The sequence below is a fragment of the Actibacterium sp. 188UL27-1 genome (assembly GCF_016901225.1).
In the GTDB taxonomy this organism is placed as follows: domain Bacteria; phylum Pseudomonadota; class Alphaproteobacteria; order Rhodobacterales; family Rhodobacteraceae; genus 188UL27-1.
Genome location: NZ_JAFEUL010000004.1, coordinates 1 through 15,368 on the forward strand (window position 1 = coordinate 1; position 15,368 = coordinate 15,368).

The 15,368-nt window shown below is 61.2% G+C and carries 16 protein-coding genes and 1 tRNA gene; 12 read left to right on the forward strand and 5 right to left on the reverse strand.

Annotation, left to right across the window (positions count from 1 at the left end):
• Positions 1-138: 138 nt before the first annotated feature.
• Positions 139-600 (reverse strand): outer membrane protein assembly factor BamE, encoded by a 462-nt coding sequence (locus IU397_RS06900; RefSeq protein WP_204411986.1) that lies wholly within the window; start codon positions 598-600, stop codon positions 139-141.
• Positions 601-687: 87 nt separating this feature from the next.
• Here IU397_RS06900 and IU397_RS06905 point away from each other — a divergent pair, with 87 nt between their 5' ends.
• The 9 genes from IU397_RS06905 (at position 688) to IU397_RS06945 (ending at position 8,029) form a co-directional block, all read left to right on the forward strand.
• Positions 688-1,239: a DUF177 domain-containing protein gene (locus IU397_RS06905; protein ID WP_204411987.1), complete on the forward strand. Its 552-nt coding sequence runs from the start codon at positions 688-690 to the stop codon at positions 1,237-1,239.
• Positions 1,240-1,428: 189 nt separating this feature from the next.
• Entirely contained in the window at positions 1,429-1,635 is a 207-nt protein-coding gene (gene rpmF / locus IU397_RS06910) for a 50S ribosomal protein L32 (RefSeq protein ID WP_204411988.1), read from the forward strand.
• A 29-nt stretch (positions 1,636-1,664) separates the two neighbouring features.
• On the forward strand, positions 1,665-2,780 hold the full coding sequence (gene plsX, locus IU397_RS06915) for a phosphate acyltransferase PlsX (RefSeq protein WP_204411989.1): 1,116 nt from the start codon (positions 1,665-1,667) through the stop codon (positions 2,778-2,780).
• Positions 2,777-3,748 (forward strand): beta-ketoacyl-ACP synthase III, encoded by a 972-nt coding sequence (locus tag IU397_RS06920; protein WP_204411990.1) that lies wholly within the window; start codon positions 2,777-2,779, stop codon positions 3,746-3,748. Before plsX ends, IU397_RS06920 begins: the two co-directional genes overlap by 4 nt.
• A gap of 89 nt (positions 3,749-3,837) precedes the next feature.
• A complete protein-coding gene (gene ihfA / locus IU397_RS06925; RefSeq protein WP_204411991.1) occupies positions 3,838-4,140 on the forward strand; it encodes an integration host factor subunit alpha in 303 nt (100 codons plus the stop codon).
• Positions 4,141-4,150: 10 nt separating this feature from the next.
• A complete protein-coding gene (locus IU397_RS23245; RefSeq protein ID WP_239479663.1) occupies positions 4,151-4,861 on the forward strand; it encodes a MerR family transcriptional regulator in 711 nt (236 codons plus the stop codon).
• A 42-nt stretch (positions 4,862-4,903) separates the two neighbouring features.
• Positions 4,904-4,980, forward strand: a tRNA-Pro gene (locus tag IU397_RS06935).
• 61 nt (positions 4,981-5,041) lie between these two features.
• Positions 5,042-6,163 carry a 2'-deoxycytidine 5'-triphosphate deaminase gene (locus IU397_RS06940; RefSeq protein ID WP_204411992.1) on the forward strand — a complete coding sequence of 374 codons (1,122 nt, stop codon included), beginning with the start codon at positions 5,042-5,044 and terminating at the stop codon, positions 6,161-6,163.
• A gap of 51 nt (positions 6,164-6,214) precedes the next feature.
• On the forward strand, positions 6,215-8,029 hold the full coding sequence (locus IU397_RS06945; protein ID WP_204411993.1) for an ABC-F family ATP-binding cassette domain-containing protein: 1,815 nt from the start codon (positions 6,215-6,217) through the stop codon (positions 8,027-8,029).
• A gap of 412 nt (positions 8,030-8,441) precedes the next feature.
• Here IU397_RS06945 and IU397_RS06950 read toward each other — a convergent pair whose 3' ends face one another.
• The 4 genes from IU397_RS06950 to IU397_RS06965 all read right to left on the reverse strand — a co-directional run bounded on the left by IU397_RS06950 (position 8,442) and on the right by IU397_RS06965 (position 11,737).
• Positions 8,442-9,179, reverse strand: a complete 738-nt coding sequence (locus IU397_RS06950; RefSeq protein ID WP_204411994.1) for an SDR family NAD(P)-dependent oxidoreductase — start codon at positions 9,177-9,179, stop codon at positions 8,442-8,444.
• Positions 9,176-10,000, reverse strand: a complete 825-nt coding sequence (locus IU397_RS06955; protein ID WP_204411995.1) for an isocitrate lyase/phosphoenolpyruvate mutase family protein — start codon at positions 9,998-10,000, stop codon at positions 9,176-9,178. Before IU397_RS06955 ends, IU397_RS06950 begins: the two co-directional genes overlap by 4 nt.
• A complete protein-coding gene (locus IU397_RS06960; protein WP_204411996.1) occupies positions 9,990-11,189 on the reverse strand; it encodes a pyridoxal phosphate-dependent aminotransferase in 1,200 nt (399 codons plus the stop codon). The genes IU397_RS06955 and IU397_RS06960 overlap by 11 nt, the downstream gene beginning before the upstream one ends.
• A 209-nt stretch (positions 11,190-11,398) precedes the next feature.
• Positions 11,399-11,737, reverse strand: coding sequence for an MmcQ/YjbR family DNA-binding protein (locus IU397_RS06965; RefSeq protein ID WP_204411997.1), 339 nt, complete (start codon positions 11,735-11,737; stop codon positions 11,399-11,401).
• Between the two features lie 202 nt (positions 11,738-11,939).
• Here IU397_RS06965 and cysS point away from each other — a divergent pair, with 202 nt between their 5' ends.
• From cysS to cimA, 3 genes are read left to right on the forward strand one after another with little or no spacing between them, the layout of a single operon-like run.
• On the forward strand, positions 11,940-13,391 hold the full coding sequence (gene cysS / locus IU397_RS06970; protein WP_204411998.1) for a cysteine--tRNA ligase: 1,452 nt from the start codon (positions 11,940-11,942) through the stop codon (positions 13,389-13,391).
• A gap of 57 nt (positions 13,392-13,448) precedes the next feature.
• A complete protein-coding gene (locus IU397_RS06975; protein WP_204411999.1) occupies positions 13,449-13,664 on the forward strand; it encodes a hypothetical protein in 216 nt (71 codons plus the stop codon).
• A gap of 29 nt (positions 13,665-13,693) precedes the next feature.
• Positions 13,694-15,316, forward strand: coding sequence for a citramalate synthase (cimA, locus tag IU397_RS06980; RefSeq protein WP_204412000.1), 1,623 nt, complete (start codon positions 13,694-13,696; stop codon positions 15,314-15,316).
• The last annotated feature ends 52 nt before the right edge of the window (positions 15,317-15,368 follow it).

Consider the following 15,368-nt stretch of genomic DNA (forward strand, 5'->3'; position numbering starts at 1 on the left):
AAAGTAGGGTTCAAGACGCGCCATTTGCGCGTCATCCAGCCAATATAGATCGATCATATCACCACTCGATTTTCGACCGGTGAATCATCCCGCTCAAAGGAAATCAATGGGTCCTGACCCTAGTGAACAGATGGTCTCTTAGTCGTCGAAAATCGATCCGGTGTTGAACCGTCCGATATTGCCAAAGAGCTGCCGCAAGAAGCTGAGCCCCTCGACATTGCTGTCGGTCACCCGGCGGGACAGGGCCACGATATTGCCGTCCTGCAGGCCGAACCGTTCGACATTGCGGACCACGCCATTGGGTTGGAACGTGATGGCCACGACCTGTCGGTCCACAACCTCCGGTTCCTGATAGGCGAATTTCTTGATCCGCTGCTCGACGTAGTAATATCCGCTGTCACGCAGCACACCGGAGGAGGAAGGCGCACCGATGACCTCATCCACGGTATCCTTGGTGTCGACGCCCACCGTGATCTTGGCCAGGTCCTGATCGGTCGGCGTGTAACCATGGGTGCGATACAGGGGCGTGCATGCCGTCACCGCCGCAACACAGAGGATCAGTACAACGGATCGTAAAATCCGCGTTCCGATGAATGCCATACCCGCCCTCTTGTGTTACTCTTTTTCACCTTCTATCGGCACTTACATCAAGGTGCGCCCCCTATTCAAGGAAGGAAGGTCTGACCTATGCGTTATCCAAATGCGGCGGACGATCCAGACACAGTCGCCTTGGCGAAGATCCCCCATGGCAAACCGTTCGATTTTCGGCTGGTGCCGGATCAGGATCTGCGGGACAGCTTGATGGCGCAGCTTGATTTGCTGGATCTGCGCAAGGTGGTGCTGGAGGGGCAGTTGTCCCCGCGGGGACAGCGCGATTGGGCCCTGACGGCCACGCTGGGCGCGACGGCGATACAACCTTGCAGTGTAACGCTGCAGCCGGTGACGACGCGGGTCGATACGGTGGTCGAACGACTTTATCTGGCTGATCTGACAGCGCCGACCGAGGCGGAGGCCGAGATGCCGGAAGATGACCGGGAAGAGCCGCTGCCGGAGATCGTGAACCTCGCGGATCTCATGGCGGAAGCACTGGCCCTGGCCTTGCCGGATTATCCGCGCGCCGCCGATGCCGATCTGGGCACCGCTATCTTTACCGAACCGGGAGCTGAGCCGTTGCGTGACGAGGATCTGAAACCCTTTGCCGGTTTGGCAGATCTGAAAAACCGGCTGGAAAAGGGATAGCGCCCTGAAACGTTGCGTTCTGGCTGGAACTGTCGCGATATTATCCTTGCCCTTTGGGCTAAATCGCGTATTTTCTCGCTTCCTTTCGACCACATACCCTTGAATGGTGTGGTCATGCGGCGTAAGCACGCCAGCAGATTCAATGACAATACGGGTGGCCCCGGTCCCCGACCAAATCGAGGTTGTGACATGGCTGTCCCTCAGAATAAAATTACCCGCTCGCGCCGCAACATGCGCCGTGCCCATGATGCGCTGGTCGCAGGCAACCCGGCGGAATGTTCCAATTGTGGTGAGCTGAAGCGTCCTCATCACGTCTGTGGCGCCTGTGGCCATTATGATGACCGTGAGGTCGTTGCTCAGATCGACGAGATCGATCTGGACGAAGACGCGGCTTAACCACGGCAGCCCGGCGCGATCGCGCTCGCATGACCTCTCCCGCTGATCCCACCCCCGAGGTGCCGGACGTTCTGCGCGGAAAGGTTGTGATTTCGGTCGACGCCATGGGCGGTGACCTTGGGGCCAGTGCCGTGGTGAGCGGGCTGGCCAAATCGCGTGACAAGAACCCCGACATCGCCTTTATCCTGCATGGACCCGAGGCTGAGCTGACGCCGCTGATCGCAAAGCGTCGCCTGGATGATTGCTGCGTGATCCGGGATGCGGCGGGCATCGTGACGATGGATGAAAAGCCTGCCCAGGTGATGCGCCACGGCAAGGGCACTTCCATGTGGTCGGCCATTGAGAGCGTGCGCGACAAGGAGGCCTCTGTCGCGGTCAGTTGCGGCAATACCGGTGCCCTCATGGCGTTGTCCATGGTGCGGTTGCGCAAGTTGCCCGGGGTCAACCGGCCCGCGATTGCCTGTCTTTGGCCGTCTCGCTCGCGCAATGAATATGCCGTGATGCTGGATGTGGGGGCCGACATTCGCGCGGACGAACATGACCTGCTGCAATATGCGCTGATGGGGGTCTCTTATGCCCGGAACGGCCTGGACATTGAAGCGCCACGCGTCGGCTTGCTGAATGTCGGCACCGAAGATCACAAGGGCCGGGCCGAGTTGAAGGCCGCCAGCGAATTGATCGAGGATGCCGCGGCAGAGCACCGGTTTGTCTATGTCGGGTTTGTCGAAGGCGGCGATCTGCCATCGGGCGATATCGATGTGATCGTGACCGATGGGTTTACCGGCAATATCGCGCTGAAAACCGCGGAAGGCACGGCCAAGCTGATCAGTGAATTGCTGCGCAAGGCGTTTCAATATTCGCCGCTTTCCCGGTTTGCGGCGCTGCTGGCCTATACGTCACTCGGTCGGTTGGGCAAGCGAATCGATCCACGCCGGGTGAATGGCGGCGTCTTCCTTGGCTTGAACGGAACGGTGGTTAAATCCCACGGGGCCGCAGATGCAACCGGGGTCTCTGCCGCGATCAAGTTGGCATTTCAACTGGCGAACTCCAAGTTTTCCGATAAGTTGGCCGCCAAGGTTGCGATGCGACCTCAAACAACATCAGACCCCGCCGATCACGGGGCAGAGAGCGGTAAGACTGCATGACAATACGCGCCGTCGTTCGTGGTGTGGGCCACTATCTGCCGTCCCGGGTGGTGCCGAACAGCTATTTCGAAGACCTGGTCGACACGAATGATGAATGGATCCGGGCCCGCACTGGGATCGAGCGTCGCCATTTCGCCGCTGAGGATGAGACAACCTCGAAGCTCGCGGCCAATGCCGCAAATGCCGCCTTGGGACAGGCCGGGATGGCAGCGAGCGACATCGACGCGTTAGTCCTGGCGACCTCTACGGCGGATCTGACCTTTCCGTCTGCGGCGACGATGGTGCAGCACCAGATTGGCATGACCGGCGGTTATGCTTTTGACGTTCAGGCCGTTTGTGCCGGGTTCATCTATGCGCTGGCCAATGCCAATGCGCTGATCGTGTCGGGCCAGGCCCGGCGGGTGTTGGTCATCGGGGCAGAGACATTCAGCCGGATCCTTGACATGACCGACCGGGCGACCTGTGTGTTGTTCGGGGATGGCGCGGGTGCCTTGGTTCTGGAGGCCGAGGAGGCCACGGGCACGGCGGCGGATCGCGGGATCCTGGCCACGGATCTGCATTCGGATGGTACCTTTCGCGATCTGCTTTATGTGGATGGCGGCGTGTCGACCCGGACGACCGGCCATCTGCGGATGCAGGGCAAGGAAGTGTTTCGCCATGCGGTGGAAAAGCTGGCAGAGACGGCGCATACCAGCCTTGGCAAATGCGGGTTGACCGGTGCGGATGTGGACTGGATCGTGCCCCATCAGGCCAATCTGCGGATCATCAAGGCCACCGCCCAGCGGATGGATGTGGCCATGGAGCGGGTGATCCTGACGGTTCAGGATCATGGCAACACCTCTGCCGCATCGATTCCCCTGGCCCTATCCGTCGGGCAGGATGCTGGGCGCTTTACCCAGGGTCAGGTTCTGGTGATGGAGGCCATCGGTGGCGGCCTGGCCTGGGGATCGGTGGTTTTACGCTGGTAGACCAACGGTTTAACGCGCAACTGCAAGCCATTGTTATTGACTCGAAAACGCCCCGCCCCCTAGGTTGCTGAAAACACCGGGGAGTTGAAATGGGTGAAAGAACATTGACCCGCATGGATCTGAGCGAAGCCGTTTTTCGCGAAGTGGGATTGAGCCGCAACGAATCTGCCTCGCTGGTGGAAAGTGTGTTGGGCCACATGTCCGACGCCCTTGTGCGCGGTGAACAAGTCAAGATTTCCTCCTTTGGCACGTTCAGCGTGCGCGAAAAGGCCGCCCGGGTCGGGCGCAATCCCAAGACGGGTGAAGAAGTTCCGATCCATCCCCGCCGTGTGCTGACATTTCGCCCCTCCCATTTGATGAAAGATCGGGTTGCCTTGGGCAACAAGGGTTAGGGTCAGCCCGATGTCGAAAGCGCCGGACGCATTCCGTACCATCAGCGAGGTGGCCGACTGGCTGGGCGTGCAGACCCATGTCCTGCGGTTCTGGGAAAGCAAGTTCAGCCAGATCAAACCGGTCAAGCGGGCAGGCGGTCGGCGCTACTACCGCCCCTCGGATATGGCGCTATTGGGCGGCATCAAGAAGCTGCTCCATGAAGATGGTATGACGATCAAGGGCGCCCAGAAGGTTTTGAAGGATCAGGGCGTGTCGGCGGTATCGGCCATGTCCCGACCGTTGGACGGAGCGCCAGAGGCTGAGCCGACCCCGGAACCCGCGCCCAAGGTCGTGCCGATGCGGCCCGAGCCGAAACCTTCGGCCCAGATCGAGATGTTCGACCAGCCGGATCCCGTTGTGGACACGGATGATGCGCCGGTTGATGCGGTCGACACGGTTCCTGCCTTTCTCAAGGCGCCATCTGTTGAACCGGTGCCCGAGGCAGCGGAGCTTGCCGAACCGGAGGCCCCCGTGGCGGAGGTGAATGAGCCGTTGGCGGAGGTCGAGGCGACATTGCCCGAGCAGCCAGAGCCTGTCGCATTGCCCTCCGCTGACACGCCTGTTCTGGAGGCACTGCATCAGCTGAAACCTGGCCAGGTTCCGGCACTTCAGTTGCAGGCGATCCACCAACAGATGGTTCTGTTGCGCGCCCGGATGGATGGTGCGGCAGCAGCGGGATAACCGCTTGCGCCAGGCGCAGGATTTGCTACACAACCCGAATGTCGGGCTATGGCGCAGCCTGGTAGCGCGTCCGTCTGGGGGACGGAAGGTCGCAGGTTCGAGTCCTGCTAGCCCGACCAATATCACACCGCCCGCCGCCCGACCGGGGCGCGGGCGGTTTGTGTTTACGGGGGGTGGTGCATGACAGGATCGACGGGTGTTCTGCCCAGCCAGGGGATCGCGGCGATGATGTCGGCTGGTCACATCACCGCGACGCCTGCCGTATTACCGGAGCAGATCCAGCCGGCCAGCCTTGATCTGCGCCTTGGTGCCGTGGCCTACCGTGTGCGCGCATCGTTTCTGACGGGGCAGGGACACCGCGTGGCCGACCGGCTGACCGAGTTCGAGATGCACAAGATCGATCTGTCGGACGGGGCCGTTCTGGAGAAAGGCTGCGTCTATGTCGTGCCCCTGATGGAGGTGTTGGCCTTGCCCGCCGACATCACGGCCGTAGCCAATGCCAAAAGCTCTACCGGGCGGCTGGATCTGCTGACCCGGACCATCACCGATGGTGGCATGGAGTTTGACCGGATCGCCGGGGGGTATACCGGACCTCTTTATGCGGAGATCTGCCCGCGCTCCTTCTCGGTCAAGGTGCGGCCGGGGATGCGGCTGAACCAGATCCGGTTTCGCCGGGGGCAGGCTGTGCTGGACGATACTGCGCTGACGGCACTGCATGACGCGGTCAACCTGGTGTCGGGCGAGGCCGTGATCGATGATGGTTTGGGTTTTTCGGTGGATCTGACACCCGGCGCTGGCGCGTTGGTCGGTTACCGCGCCAAACCCCATACCGGGGTGATCGATCTGGACCGGATCGGCCATTACGACCCTGCGGAGTTCTGGGAGCGGATCGAGACAGATGCGGGCCGCATCATCCTGGACCCATCCGCATTTTACATCCTGGTGAGCCGTGAAGCTGTGCATATCCCCCCCGACTATGCCGCGGAGATGGCGCCTTATCTGGCCATGGTCGGCGAATTCCGGGTTCATTATGCCGGTTTTTTCGATCCCGGTTTCGGCCATTCCGCGGCAGGAGGCACAGGCTCCCGCGGGGTGCTGGAGGTCCGCTGCCACGAAGCGCCCTTTGTCCTGGAGCACGGTCAGATCGTGGGGCGCCTGGTCTATGAACGCATGTCCGAACGCCCCGAACAGTTGTATGGCGCGGGTCTGAAATCCAACTACCAGGGCCAGGGCCTGAAACTGAGCAAGCATTTCAAATCCGGTGCGGCGACGCAGACGGTGATCGAGGACGTGGGGCGATAGCATGTGGCGAAGGGGATTGCGCTTGGCGGCGCGGTCCCTTAGCTCGCGGCCATGGCACGCGCACCTCTGTTACAGCTTTCGGATATCTCGCTGACTTTCGGCGGCAATCCGGTTTTCGACAATCTTGGTCTGGTGGTTCAGCCGGGCGATCGGGTCGCCTTGGTCGGGCGCAACGGATCGGGCAAGTCAACCTTGATGAAGGTCATGGCGACGCTGGTAGAGCCGGATATGGGCGAACGGATTGTGCCGCCCGGCAAATCGGTGGGTTATATGGAGCAGGAACCCACGATGGACGGGTTCGCGACACTGGGCGATTTTGCGGCGAGTGAGTTGGACCCATCCGAGGCCTACCGCGTGGAGATGGTGGCCGAGGGGCTGAAACTGCGCCCTGAAGCGGACGTGGCGACCGCGTCGGGCGGGGAACGGCGGCGGGCCGCCCTGGCCAAGCTGCTGGCCGAAGAGCCCGATCTGATGCTGCTGGACGAACCGACAAACCACCTGGATATCCAGGCGATTGCCTGGCTGGAGGCGCAACTGTCCAGCACGCGCGCGGCGTTTGTGCTGATTTCCCATGACCGGGCGTTTCTGACGGCATTGACCAAGGCGACATTGTGGATTGACCGGGGGCAGGTGCGGCGGCAGGAGGCCGGTTTTGCTTCGTTTGAGGCGTGGCGCGAAAAGACCTGGGCCGAAGAGGATGAGGCGCGCCACAAGCTGGATCGCAAGATCAAGGCAGAGGCGCGGTGGGCCGTCGAAGGGATCAGTGCCCGCCGCAAGCGCAACCAGGGCCGCGTCCGCGCGCTGGCGGAATTGCGGGCCGAGCGGGCCAGTCAGATCCGGCGGCAGGGCACGGCCGCGATGGAGTTGGAGAGCAGCGGCAAGTCGGGCAAGCTGGTTCTGGAAGTCCGCGATATCTCAAAGCGTTACGATGAGAAAGTGATCTTGAACACCCTGAGTTTGCGGGTCCAGCGGGGTGATCGGGTCGCCTTTGTTGGGCCCAATGGGGTGGGCAAGACAACCGTGTTGAACATGCTGATCGGCAAGACCGAACCGGATGCGGGCACCGTTAAGCTGGGCACCAATCTGGATATCGCGGTGTTCGACCAGACCCGCGCGCAGCTGGATCCCGAGGCGACGTTGTGGGAGAGCCTGACCGGTGACAAGGCGATGCGGATTTCGGGCAGTGCGGATCAGGTGATGGTGCGGGGCACACCGCGCAATGTGGTCGGGTATCTCAAGGATTTTCTGTTCAGCGAGGCGCAGGTGCGCGCCCCGGTGCGGTCGTTGTCGGGGGGCGAAAAGGCGCGGTTGCTGCTGGCGCGGATCATGGCGCAGCCGTCGAACCTGTTGGTGCTGGACGAGCCGACGAACGACCTGGATATCGAGACGCTGGATCTGTTGCAGGACCTGCTGGGCGAGTATGATGGCACGGTTCTGCTGGTGAGCCACGACCGCGATTTCATCGACCGCGTGGCCACCACGACGATTGCCATGGAAGGCGGCGGAAACGCGGTGGTCTATGCCGGCGGTTGGAGTGATTACCGAGCGCAGCGCAAGCAGGATGCACCTGAAGAAAATAACAATAAATCAAGGGGTAAGGCGGCGAAGCTCACTCAAAAAGAGGCGGCTCAGGCCGGCCTTAGCTTCACCGAACAACACCGGCTGAAGGCGCTGCCCGACGAAATCATGCGCGTCGAGGCCGAGATCGCCAAGCTGGAGGTTTACTTGTCTGACCCCGATCTTTTCACCACCGCGCCTGTCAAATTTCAGAAAGCTACCGATGCCTTGGTCGAACGCCACGACGTGTTGGGCACCCTCGAAGAAGAATGGATGGCACTGGAGGAAAAGGCCGCCGCGGCGGGGTGATACCCGCGTTCTGCAGTTCAGCGTAATGTTTCGGCGAACGGACATGATTGTGGCGCGTGGGTGGAGCAGGCCCGGGACACATCAATGGAACTCTTGCGTGACTTCCATGTGGCCTAAAGCGTCATGCGAAAAACACCGATCACTTAACGCCGTCTGAAATCAAAGATTTCCGCGCGTCAAGTGATGGTTGATGTTTCAGGTATATCGTCGGACGCTATGGAATGGTGTCGTTGAACCTGCTCAGAAGCTCGTTAACCAGTGCCCTAAACTCCAGATGAGTTATCTTACCTGCTTAATGTTCCCCGGTAGGCCCGGTAGGTATGGAGGTGAGATTGAAGGATATTAAGACGGGTGACAGACCCAGCAGCGCTCACTTTTACATTTCAATCACTGGCAGTCTTTATGGCACCTATCACGGCATACGCAGGGCGCCGTCGAGGCGTATGGTTTCACCGTTCAGGTAGTCGCATTCGATAATGAAGCGGGCGAGGGCGGCGAACTCTGCCGGGTCGCCCAGGCGCTTGGGAAAGGTGACGTCGGCTGCCAGGGTGTCCATCACCTCTTCGCCCAGACCTTCCAGCATGGGCGTGCGGAAAATGCCCGGAGCGATGGCCATCACGCGGATCCCTGTGCGGGACAGATCGCGCGCGGCGGGCAGGCTGAGCCCGGCGATCCCTGCCTTCGATGCGGCATAGGCCGTCTGGCCCTTTTGCCCGTCAAAGGCCGCGATGGAGGCGGTGTTAATGATCACGCCGCGCTGCCCCAGGGCGTCTGCAGGATTGTCCGCCATCCGGGCGGCGGCCAGGCGCAGGCAGTTGAAGCTGCCGATCAGATTGATGCTGACGGTGCGTTCAAAGCTGTTGAGCGTGTGTGTGCCGTCGCGGCCCAGCACCTTTTCGGCACGCGCGACCCCGGCGCAATTCACGAGGGTGGTCAGACCTCCCATGGCGTCGGCGGCGGCATCGATCCCAGCCGCCACGTCAGCCTCTTCCGTGACATCGACCTTGTGAAAGTGCGCCCCATCGGGCGGGGCGCCGGAGAGATCGAACACTGTGACCTTGGCGCCTGCGGCCAGCAATCCTTCGGCGGTTGCGCGGCCAAGGCCAGAAGCGCCACCCGTGACGATTGCCTTTGTTTCAGGGAGGTTCATCTCGCGCCTTTCTCAAGCAATTGATCCGTCAGTTCGGCGCTCAATATCTGGCTAAGGGCGCTGAAGTCGCCGTCGGTGAACATGGCCGTGGCGGCATCGTGTATAATTTTATGGGTTGCGCGGGCCAGCCCACCGCCAAGGGAGACGCGCGCGACCCCGATGGCTGCGAAATCCGCCAGCGTTGCCACCGTCATAGGGCCGACCGACAGCACATTGACCGGTTTCGAGGTGGCCGTGCAGATCTGGGCAAGCTCTGCCATGGTGGCCACCCGCGGAACATAAAGACAGCAGGCCCCCGCCGCGTCGAATGCCTGGATGCGGCGCAGGGCCTCTGCGTGGTCATAGTGCCCAGTGAGACATCCGTCGGCGCGGGCTGTCAGAACGAAATCGCGTGGCAAGGCATGGGCGGCATCGGCGGCGGCGCGGATCCGGTCAACGGCCAGGTCGAACGGATATGGTGCGTCGCCCGGCAGGACGGTGTCTTCGATGCAGATCCCGGCCAATCCTGCCTCGGCAGCCAATCGAACGGTTTCGGCAACCGTTTCCGGTGCATCGCCAAAGCCATTTTCGAAATCACCCTGGACTGGCAGGGCGGTCGCGGCGACGATGTCCTGGGCATGGGCGAGTGCCTCATCCCGGCTGAGTTGGCCCATATCCGGACGCCCGATCGTAAAGCCATAGGCGGAGGAGGATGTGGCCAGCGCCCGTGCCCCGAGCGCGGCCATCATGCGGGCGGACCCGATATCCCAGATATTGGCCAGAATGAACGGCTGGCGTGGCAGGTGCAGCGCCCGGAACTCGGCGACGGGATCAGCGGGCATGGTGCATCCTTGCTTTGTGGGTGATCTGCGATTGCGCGAAGGTCAATATGGTCTGAAGGGCGGTCCGGAACGCGGTGTCATCAATGGTCATGGCGATGCGAATGTGACCGGCGGCGGCCGCGCCGAAGCTCTCCCCCGGCATCACGGCGATCTGGTGTGCGTCAAGCAGCGCGCCCGCAAAGGCTTTGCCGCTGAGCCCGGTCGCGCGGATGTCGAGCATCAGGTACATCGCGCCATCGGCAGGCAGGGCGCGCACCGCGTTCTGGCGCGCGATCAGGCTTTGGGCCAGGTCGCGGCGGCGGCGAAAAGGGGCGGCGATCTTTGCTTCGAGGTCTTGGCCCTGTTCGAGGGCAAAGACGCTGGCATCCTGGATATAGCCCGGAACGCCATAGTTGGTGACGGTGGCCAGATCGATCAACGCTGCGATGGCCTCCGCCGGGCCGACAAGCCAACCGACACGGCTGCCAGTCATGGCGTGGCTTTTAGACATGGATCCCACGACCAGGGTGCGTTCTGCCATGCCCGGCAGACTGCGCGGGCTGATATGGGTGCCGGACCATACTTGCGTGTCATAAACCTCGTCCGAGATCAGGCAAACGTCGTGGTCCTGGCAAGCCGCGGCAATTGTGTCCAGGGTTGCGGGGGAATACACGACACCGGTCGGGTTGTTCGGCGAATTGATCAAAAGTGAGGCGCAGCCGGGTAGACCGGCATCAAGGGCCGCACGCGTGGGTTGAAATGCCTGTTCGGCCTGGGTGATGATGGATTTTGCGACCCCGCCTGCGCCGCGGATCGTACCTGGATAAGTGGCATAATACGGATCGATAAAGGCTCCATTAGCACCGGGATCAAGGACGGCGACATGGGCCGCGAAAAGGGCCGCTTGGCCACCCGGGGTGATCAGGACATTGTCACGCGTCGTGTGCTGGCCTGTCCGCTGGGCAATCCGTGCGGCAACGGTATCGCGCAAGGTGTCGGTGCCGGGCACGATGGCATAGCCGGTATGCCCGCCGGTCGCCGCCCGGTGCATGGCGGACAGGATCGAGGGGTCGGTCCGGATGTCATGCTCGCCGATCGTGAGTTCCACGATCGGGTGGCCTGCATCTTTGAGTGCGCGTGCCTTGTAGAACAGACCCCAGCCATCGTCGCCGTCATCCGTCAGCAAGGTGATGTGTCGTGAGAGTTTCATCGGTGTAGGTGGCCATGGGTGTACGGGCTTGTCAAATGGATCGACAGGTTGAGGGGGCGCCCCCGCAGACGGTCGTCCCACCCACCCACCCCCGCCCGCCTGCGGGCGCGCGCCACAGCTTCAAGATCCCGTGACCCATTCCATTATGTGTTCAAAAATATCCCCGCCGGAGGCCTCGGTTTCGGCCAAGCCAGGGCGGCTCATCGGCGTTAAAGCGCATCGCGCACCTTCTTGGTCAAGGTTGCGCGAACGGTCTGGTAAGAGGTCTCGACCCGTTCGGCCAGTTCTTCTCCCTCCATCCTGTCCCACGGGATCAGAACCCAACCACCGCGTTTGAGATATGGGGCTGGTTCGGCGCGCCCCATATCAATCAGCAAAGCAGCCGTATCAGGATTGGCACATTTCAGCGTTGTACCACGACCCTTCGCACCAACTATGGCAAAGATCTTTCCTCCCACTTTCCATGTATCCAGATCATCGCCAAAGGGATGCTCCAGCGTTGCGCCGGGTCGGGCGGCGGCGGTTCGGTTTGCAATATCGCGATCCATCCCCGAAAGATGCCATGCCTGTGGGGCCTTGGCAAAAGGCATTGGCCAAGGTATTGATCTGCCATGACGATGGTTTGCCCAATTACTTGTATCTGCCACTGACACTCTGTCGGTGGGCTGCATGCTTTGGGTAGACCTTTTCGTTTCCTCCCTGTGACATTTGCTGCTAGGCCCGCCGCGCAAAACCGCGAGGACCGACGCCATGGACGCGATCCAGCTTTATAACACCGCCACCCGCCGGAAGGAGGCTTTGGAGCCTTTGGACCCGCAAAACGTGCGGATGTACCTGTGTGGGCCGACGGTTTATGACCGCGCGCATCTGGGCAATGCGCGGCCTGTGCTGGTGTTCGATGTGCTCTACCGATTGCTGCGGCATCGCTATCCTCAAGCAAACGTCACCTATGTGCGGAATTTCACGGATGTCGACGACCGGATCAACGAGACGGCGTTGAAGCGGCGGGAGGCTGGGGCCGAGGGGGCGCTGGAGACGTTGATCCGGGAGCGGTCGAACGAGACAATCCAATGGTACCACGAGGATATGGATGCGTTGGGGGCGTTGCGCCCGACGCATGAGCCGCGCGCGACCGAGTATATCGCGCAGATGATTGCGATGTGTGAGGATCTGATTGCCAAGGGCCATGCCTATGCCGCCGAAGGGCATGTTCTGTTCGCGGTGGAGAGCTATTCCGAATATGGCAAGCTGTCGGGCCGGTCCGTGGATGACATGATCGCGGGTGCCCGCGTCGAGGTGGCGCCGTATAAGCGTAACCCGATGGATTTCGTGCTGTGGAAGCCTTCGGATGATGAATTGCCGGGCTGGGACAGTCCGTGGGGGCGGGGGCGTCCGGGCTGGCATATCGAATGCTCGGCGATGGCGGCGGAGCTGCTGGGCGATAGCTTTGACATCCACGGGGGTGGGATCGACCTGCAATTCCCCCACCATGAGAATGAGATCGCGCAATCCCGTTGCGCGGGCCATGGCTTTGCGCAGATCTGGATGCATAACGAAATGCTCCAGGTCGAGGGCAAGAAGATGTCGAAATCCCTCGGCAACTTCTTCACCGTCCGCGACCTGCTGGACCAGGGCGTGTCGGGTGAGGTCATCCGCTTTGTCATGCTCTCGACCCACTACCGCAAGCCGATGGACTGGACCGAGAAGAAGCGGGAGGAGGTGGAGAAATGCTTGCTTGCCTGGAAGAAGATCATCGATGAGGAGCGGGATGCGGTTTCGGCGGCTTTCACCGGAAAAGCTCCACCCGATGAAATCATCCGCGCGCTTTCCGAGGATCTAAATACGCCCCAGGCTATCGCCGAACTGCACAAGCTTGCGAAAAGCGCCAAACAAGATCTGGAAGCAAAAATTGCCTTGGCCGAGGGATTGGCGTTTTTCGGGTTTGACTACCGAAATGATTGGTCGGTGGCATTTGGCTCTTCGCTAGATCGGATCTTGGGCGCACCGATTGATTTGGGGCCCTATGAGGACATGTTGTTTGAGGCCAGAAAAAAGGCCAAAGAAACCAAAGACTTTGGGGAGGTAGACCGGATCACACAACTTTTTTTGGGAGCAGGACTGGCAGTTCGGGTGTCACCGGAAAGAGTGGAGATGGATTTTACCGAACATTTCGATCCGGAAAAGTTGGACCTTTTGAATTGATCCCGTTTGGTAGATCACTTTGAAACCAGGAACACACCGACAGATAGGTGGATTTGAATGTCGAATGATGTGAAGGCGGTTTTGGCGGCGCGCATTGATGAATTGCTGGAGGAGCGGCGCGCGGCGCGGGAGCGCAAGGACTTTGCACGCGCCGACGCTATTCGGGGCGCGCTGGATGGTGCCGGTATTGAGGTGCAGGACAAGGAGGGTGCCCCGTCGCAATGGGTGCTGAAGCCTGGCTTCGATGCCTCAAAACTGGAGGGTTTCCAGTGAGTTTCGGTTGTGTTGGTTCAGGGGCGTAAGTGGTGCGGGAGCGGCTGAGCCTTTTTGATACTACGCTGCGGGACGGGCAGCAGACGCAGGGGGTCCAGTTCTCGCTGGAGGAGAAGCGGCGGATTGCCGGGCTGCTCGACGGGTTGGGGCTGGACTATGTCGAGGGCGGCTGGCCGGGGGCCAATCCGACAGATAGCGCGTTTTTCGACACGGCTCCAAATCTGAAGCGGGCGACATTCACGGCGTTTGGGATGACCAAGCGGGCCGGACGCTCGGCCGAGAATGACGATGTGCTGGCCGCTGTGTTGAATGCGGGGACGCCTGCGGTTTGTCTGGTGGGGAAGGCCAACGCATTCCATGTGGAGACGGCGTTGGGGATCTCGCTGGAGGAGAACCTGGGCAATCTGCGGGACAGTTTTGCCCATGTGGTGGGGCAGGGGCGGGAGGCGTTGTTCGATGCGGAGCACTTCTTTGACGGTTATAAGACAGATCCGGGCTATGCCTTGGCAGCCTTGCGAGCGGCCCTGGAGGGTGGCGTGCGGTGGGTTGTTTTGTGCGACACCAATGGCGGCAGTCTTCCGGCGGAGGTGGCGCGGATCACGGATGCCGTGATCGCGGCGGGTATACCGGGGGAGAAGCTGGGCATTCACACCCATAACGATACCGAGAATGCGGTGGCCAATACCCTGGCAGCCGTGGATGCCGGGGCCCTGCATATCCAGGGCACGTTGAACGGGCTGGGCGAACGGTGTGGGAATGCCAACCTGACCTCCATCATCCCGACGCTGCTGTTGAAGGAGCCCTATGCCAGCCGGTTTGAGACAGGCGTGAGCGAGGCGGCTTTGGGTGGATTGGTGCGCGCCTCGCGCTTGATGGATGACATCCTGAACCGGGTGCCAGTGAAGGCCGCGCCCTATGTGGGTGCCTCGGCCTTTGCCCATAAGGCAGGGCTGCATGCCAGCGCGATCCTGAAGGATCCGACGACCTATGAGCATATCGACCCGGCGGCGGTGGGCAATGCTCGGATCGTGCCGATGTCGAACCAGGCGGGGCAGTCGAACCTGCGCAAGCGATTGGTTGAGGCGGGGCTGGATGTGGCGCGCGATGATCCGGCTTTGGGGCGCATCCTGGACATCGTAAAAGAGCGCGAGGCGGCGGGCTATGCCTATGACACGGCCCAGGCCAGTTTCGAGCTGGTGGCGCTGGCGGAGCTGGGGCGGCTGCCTGCGTTTTTTGAGGTGAAGCGTTACAAGGTCACGGTCGAACGGCGCAAGAACAAGTATAATCGCATGATCAGCCTGAGCGAGGCGGTCGTTGTGGTGAAGATCGGAGATCAAAAGGTTCTGTCGGTCAGCGAGTCGCTGGATGAGAGCGGCTTGGACCGGGGGCCCGTGAACGCGTTGGCCAAGGCGTTGGGTAAGGATCTGGGGCCCTATCAGGGCTATATCGACGATGTGCGGCTAGTGGATTTCAAGGTGCGTATCACGGATGGCGGGACCGAAGCGGTAACGCGTGTCATCATCGACAGCGAGGATAGCGCAGGGCGGCGCTGGTCGACTGTTGGGGTTTCTCCCAATATCGTGGATGCGTCCTTTGAGGCCTTGCTGGATGCGATACAGTGGAAGCTTGTGCGGGATGGAGCCCGGGCGTGATCCAACGGAGCAGCTGCGCTGCATTTCTATGCTTTTGGGTCGACATAGCCTA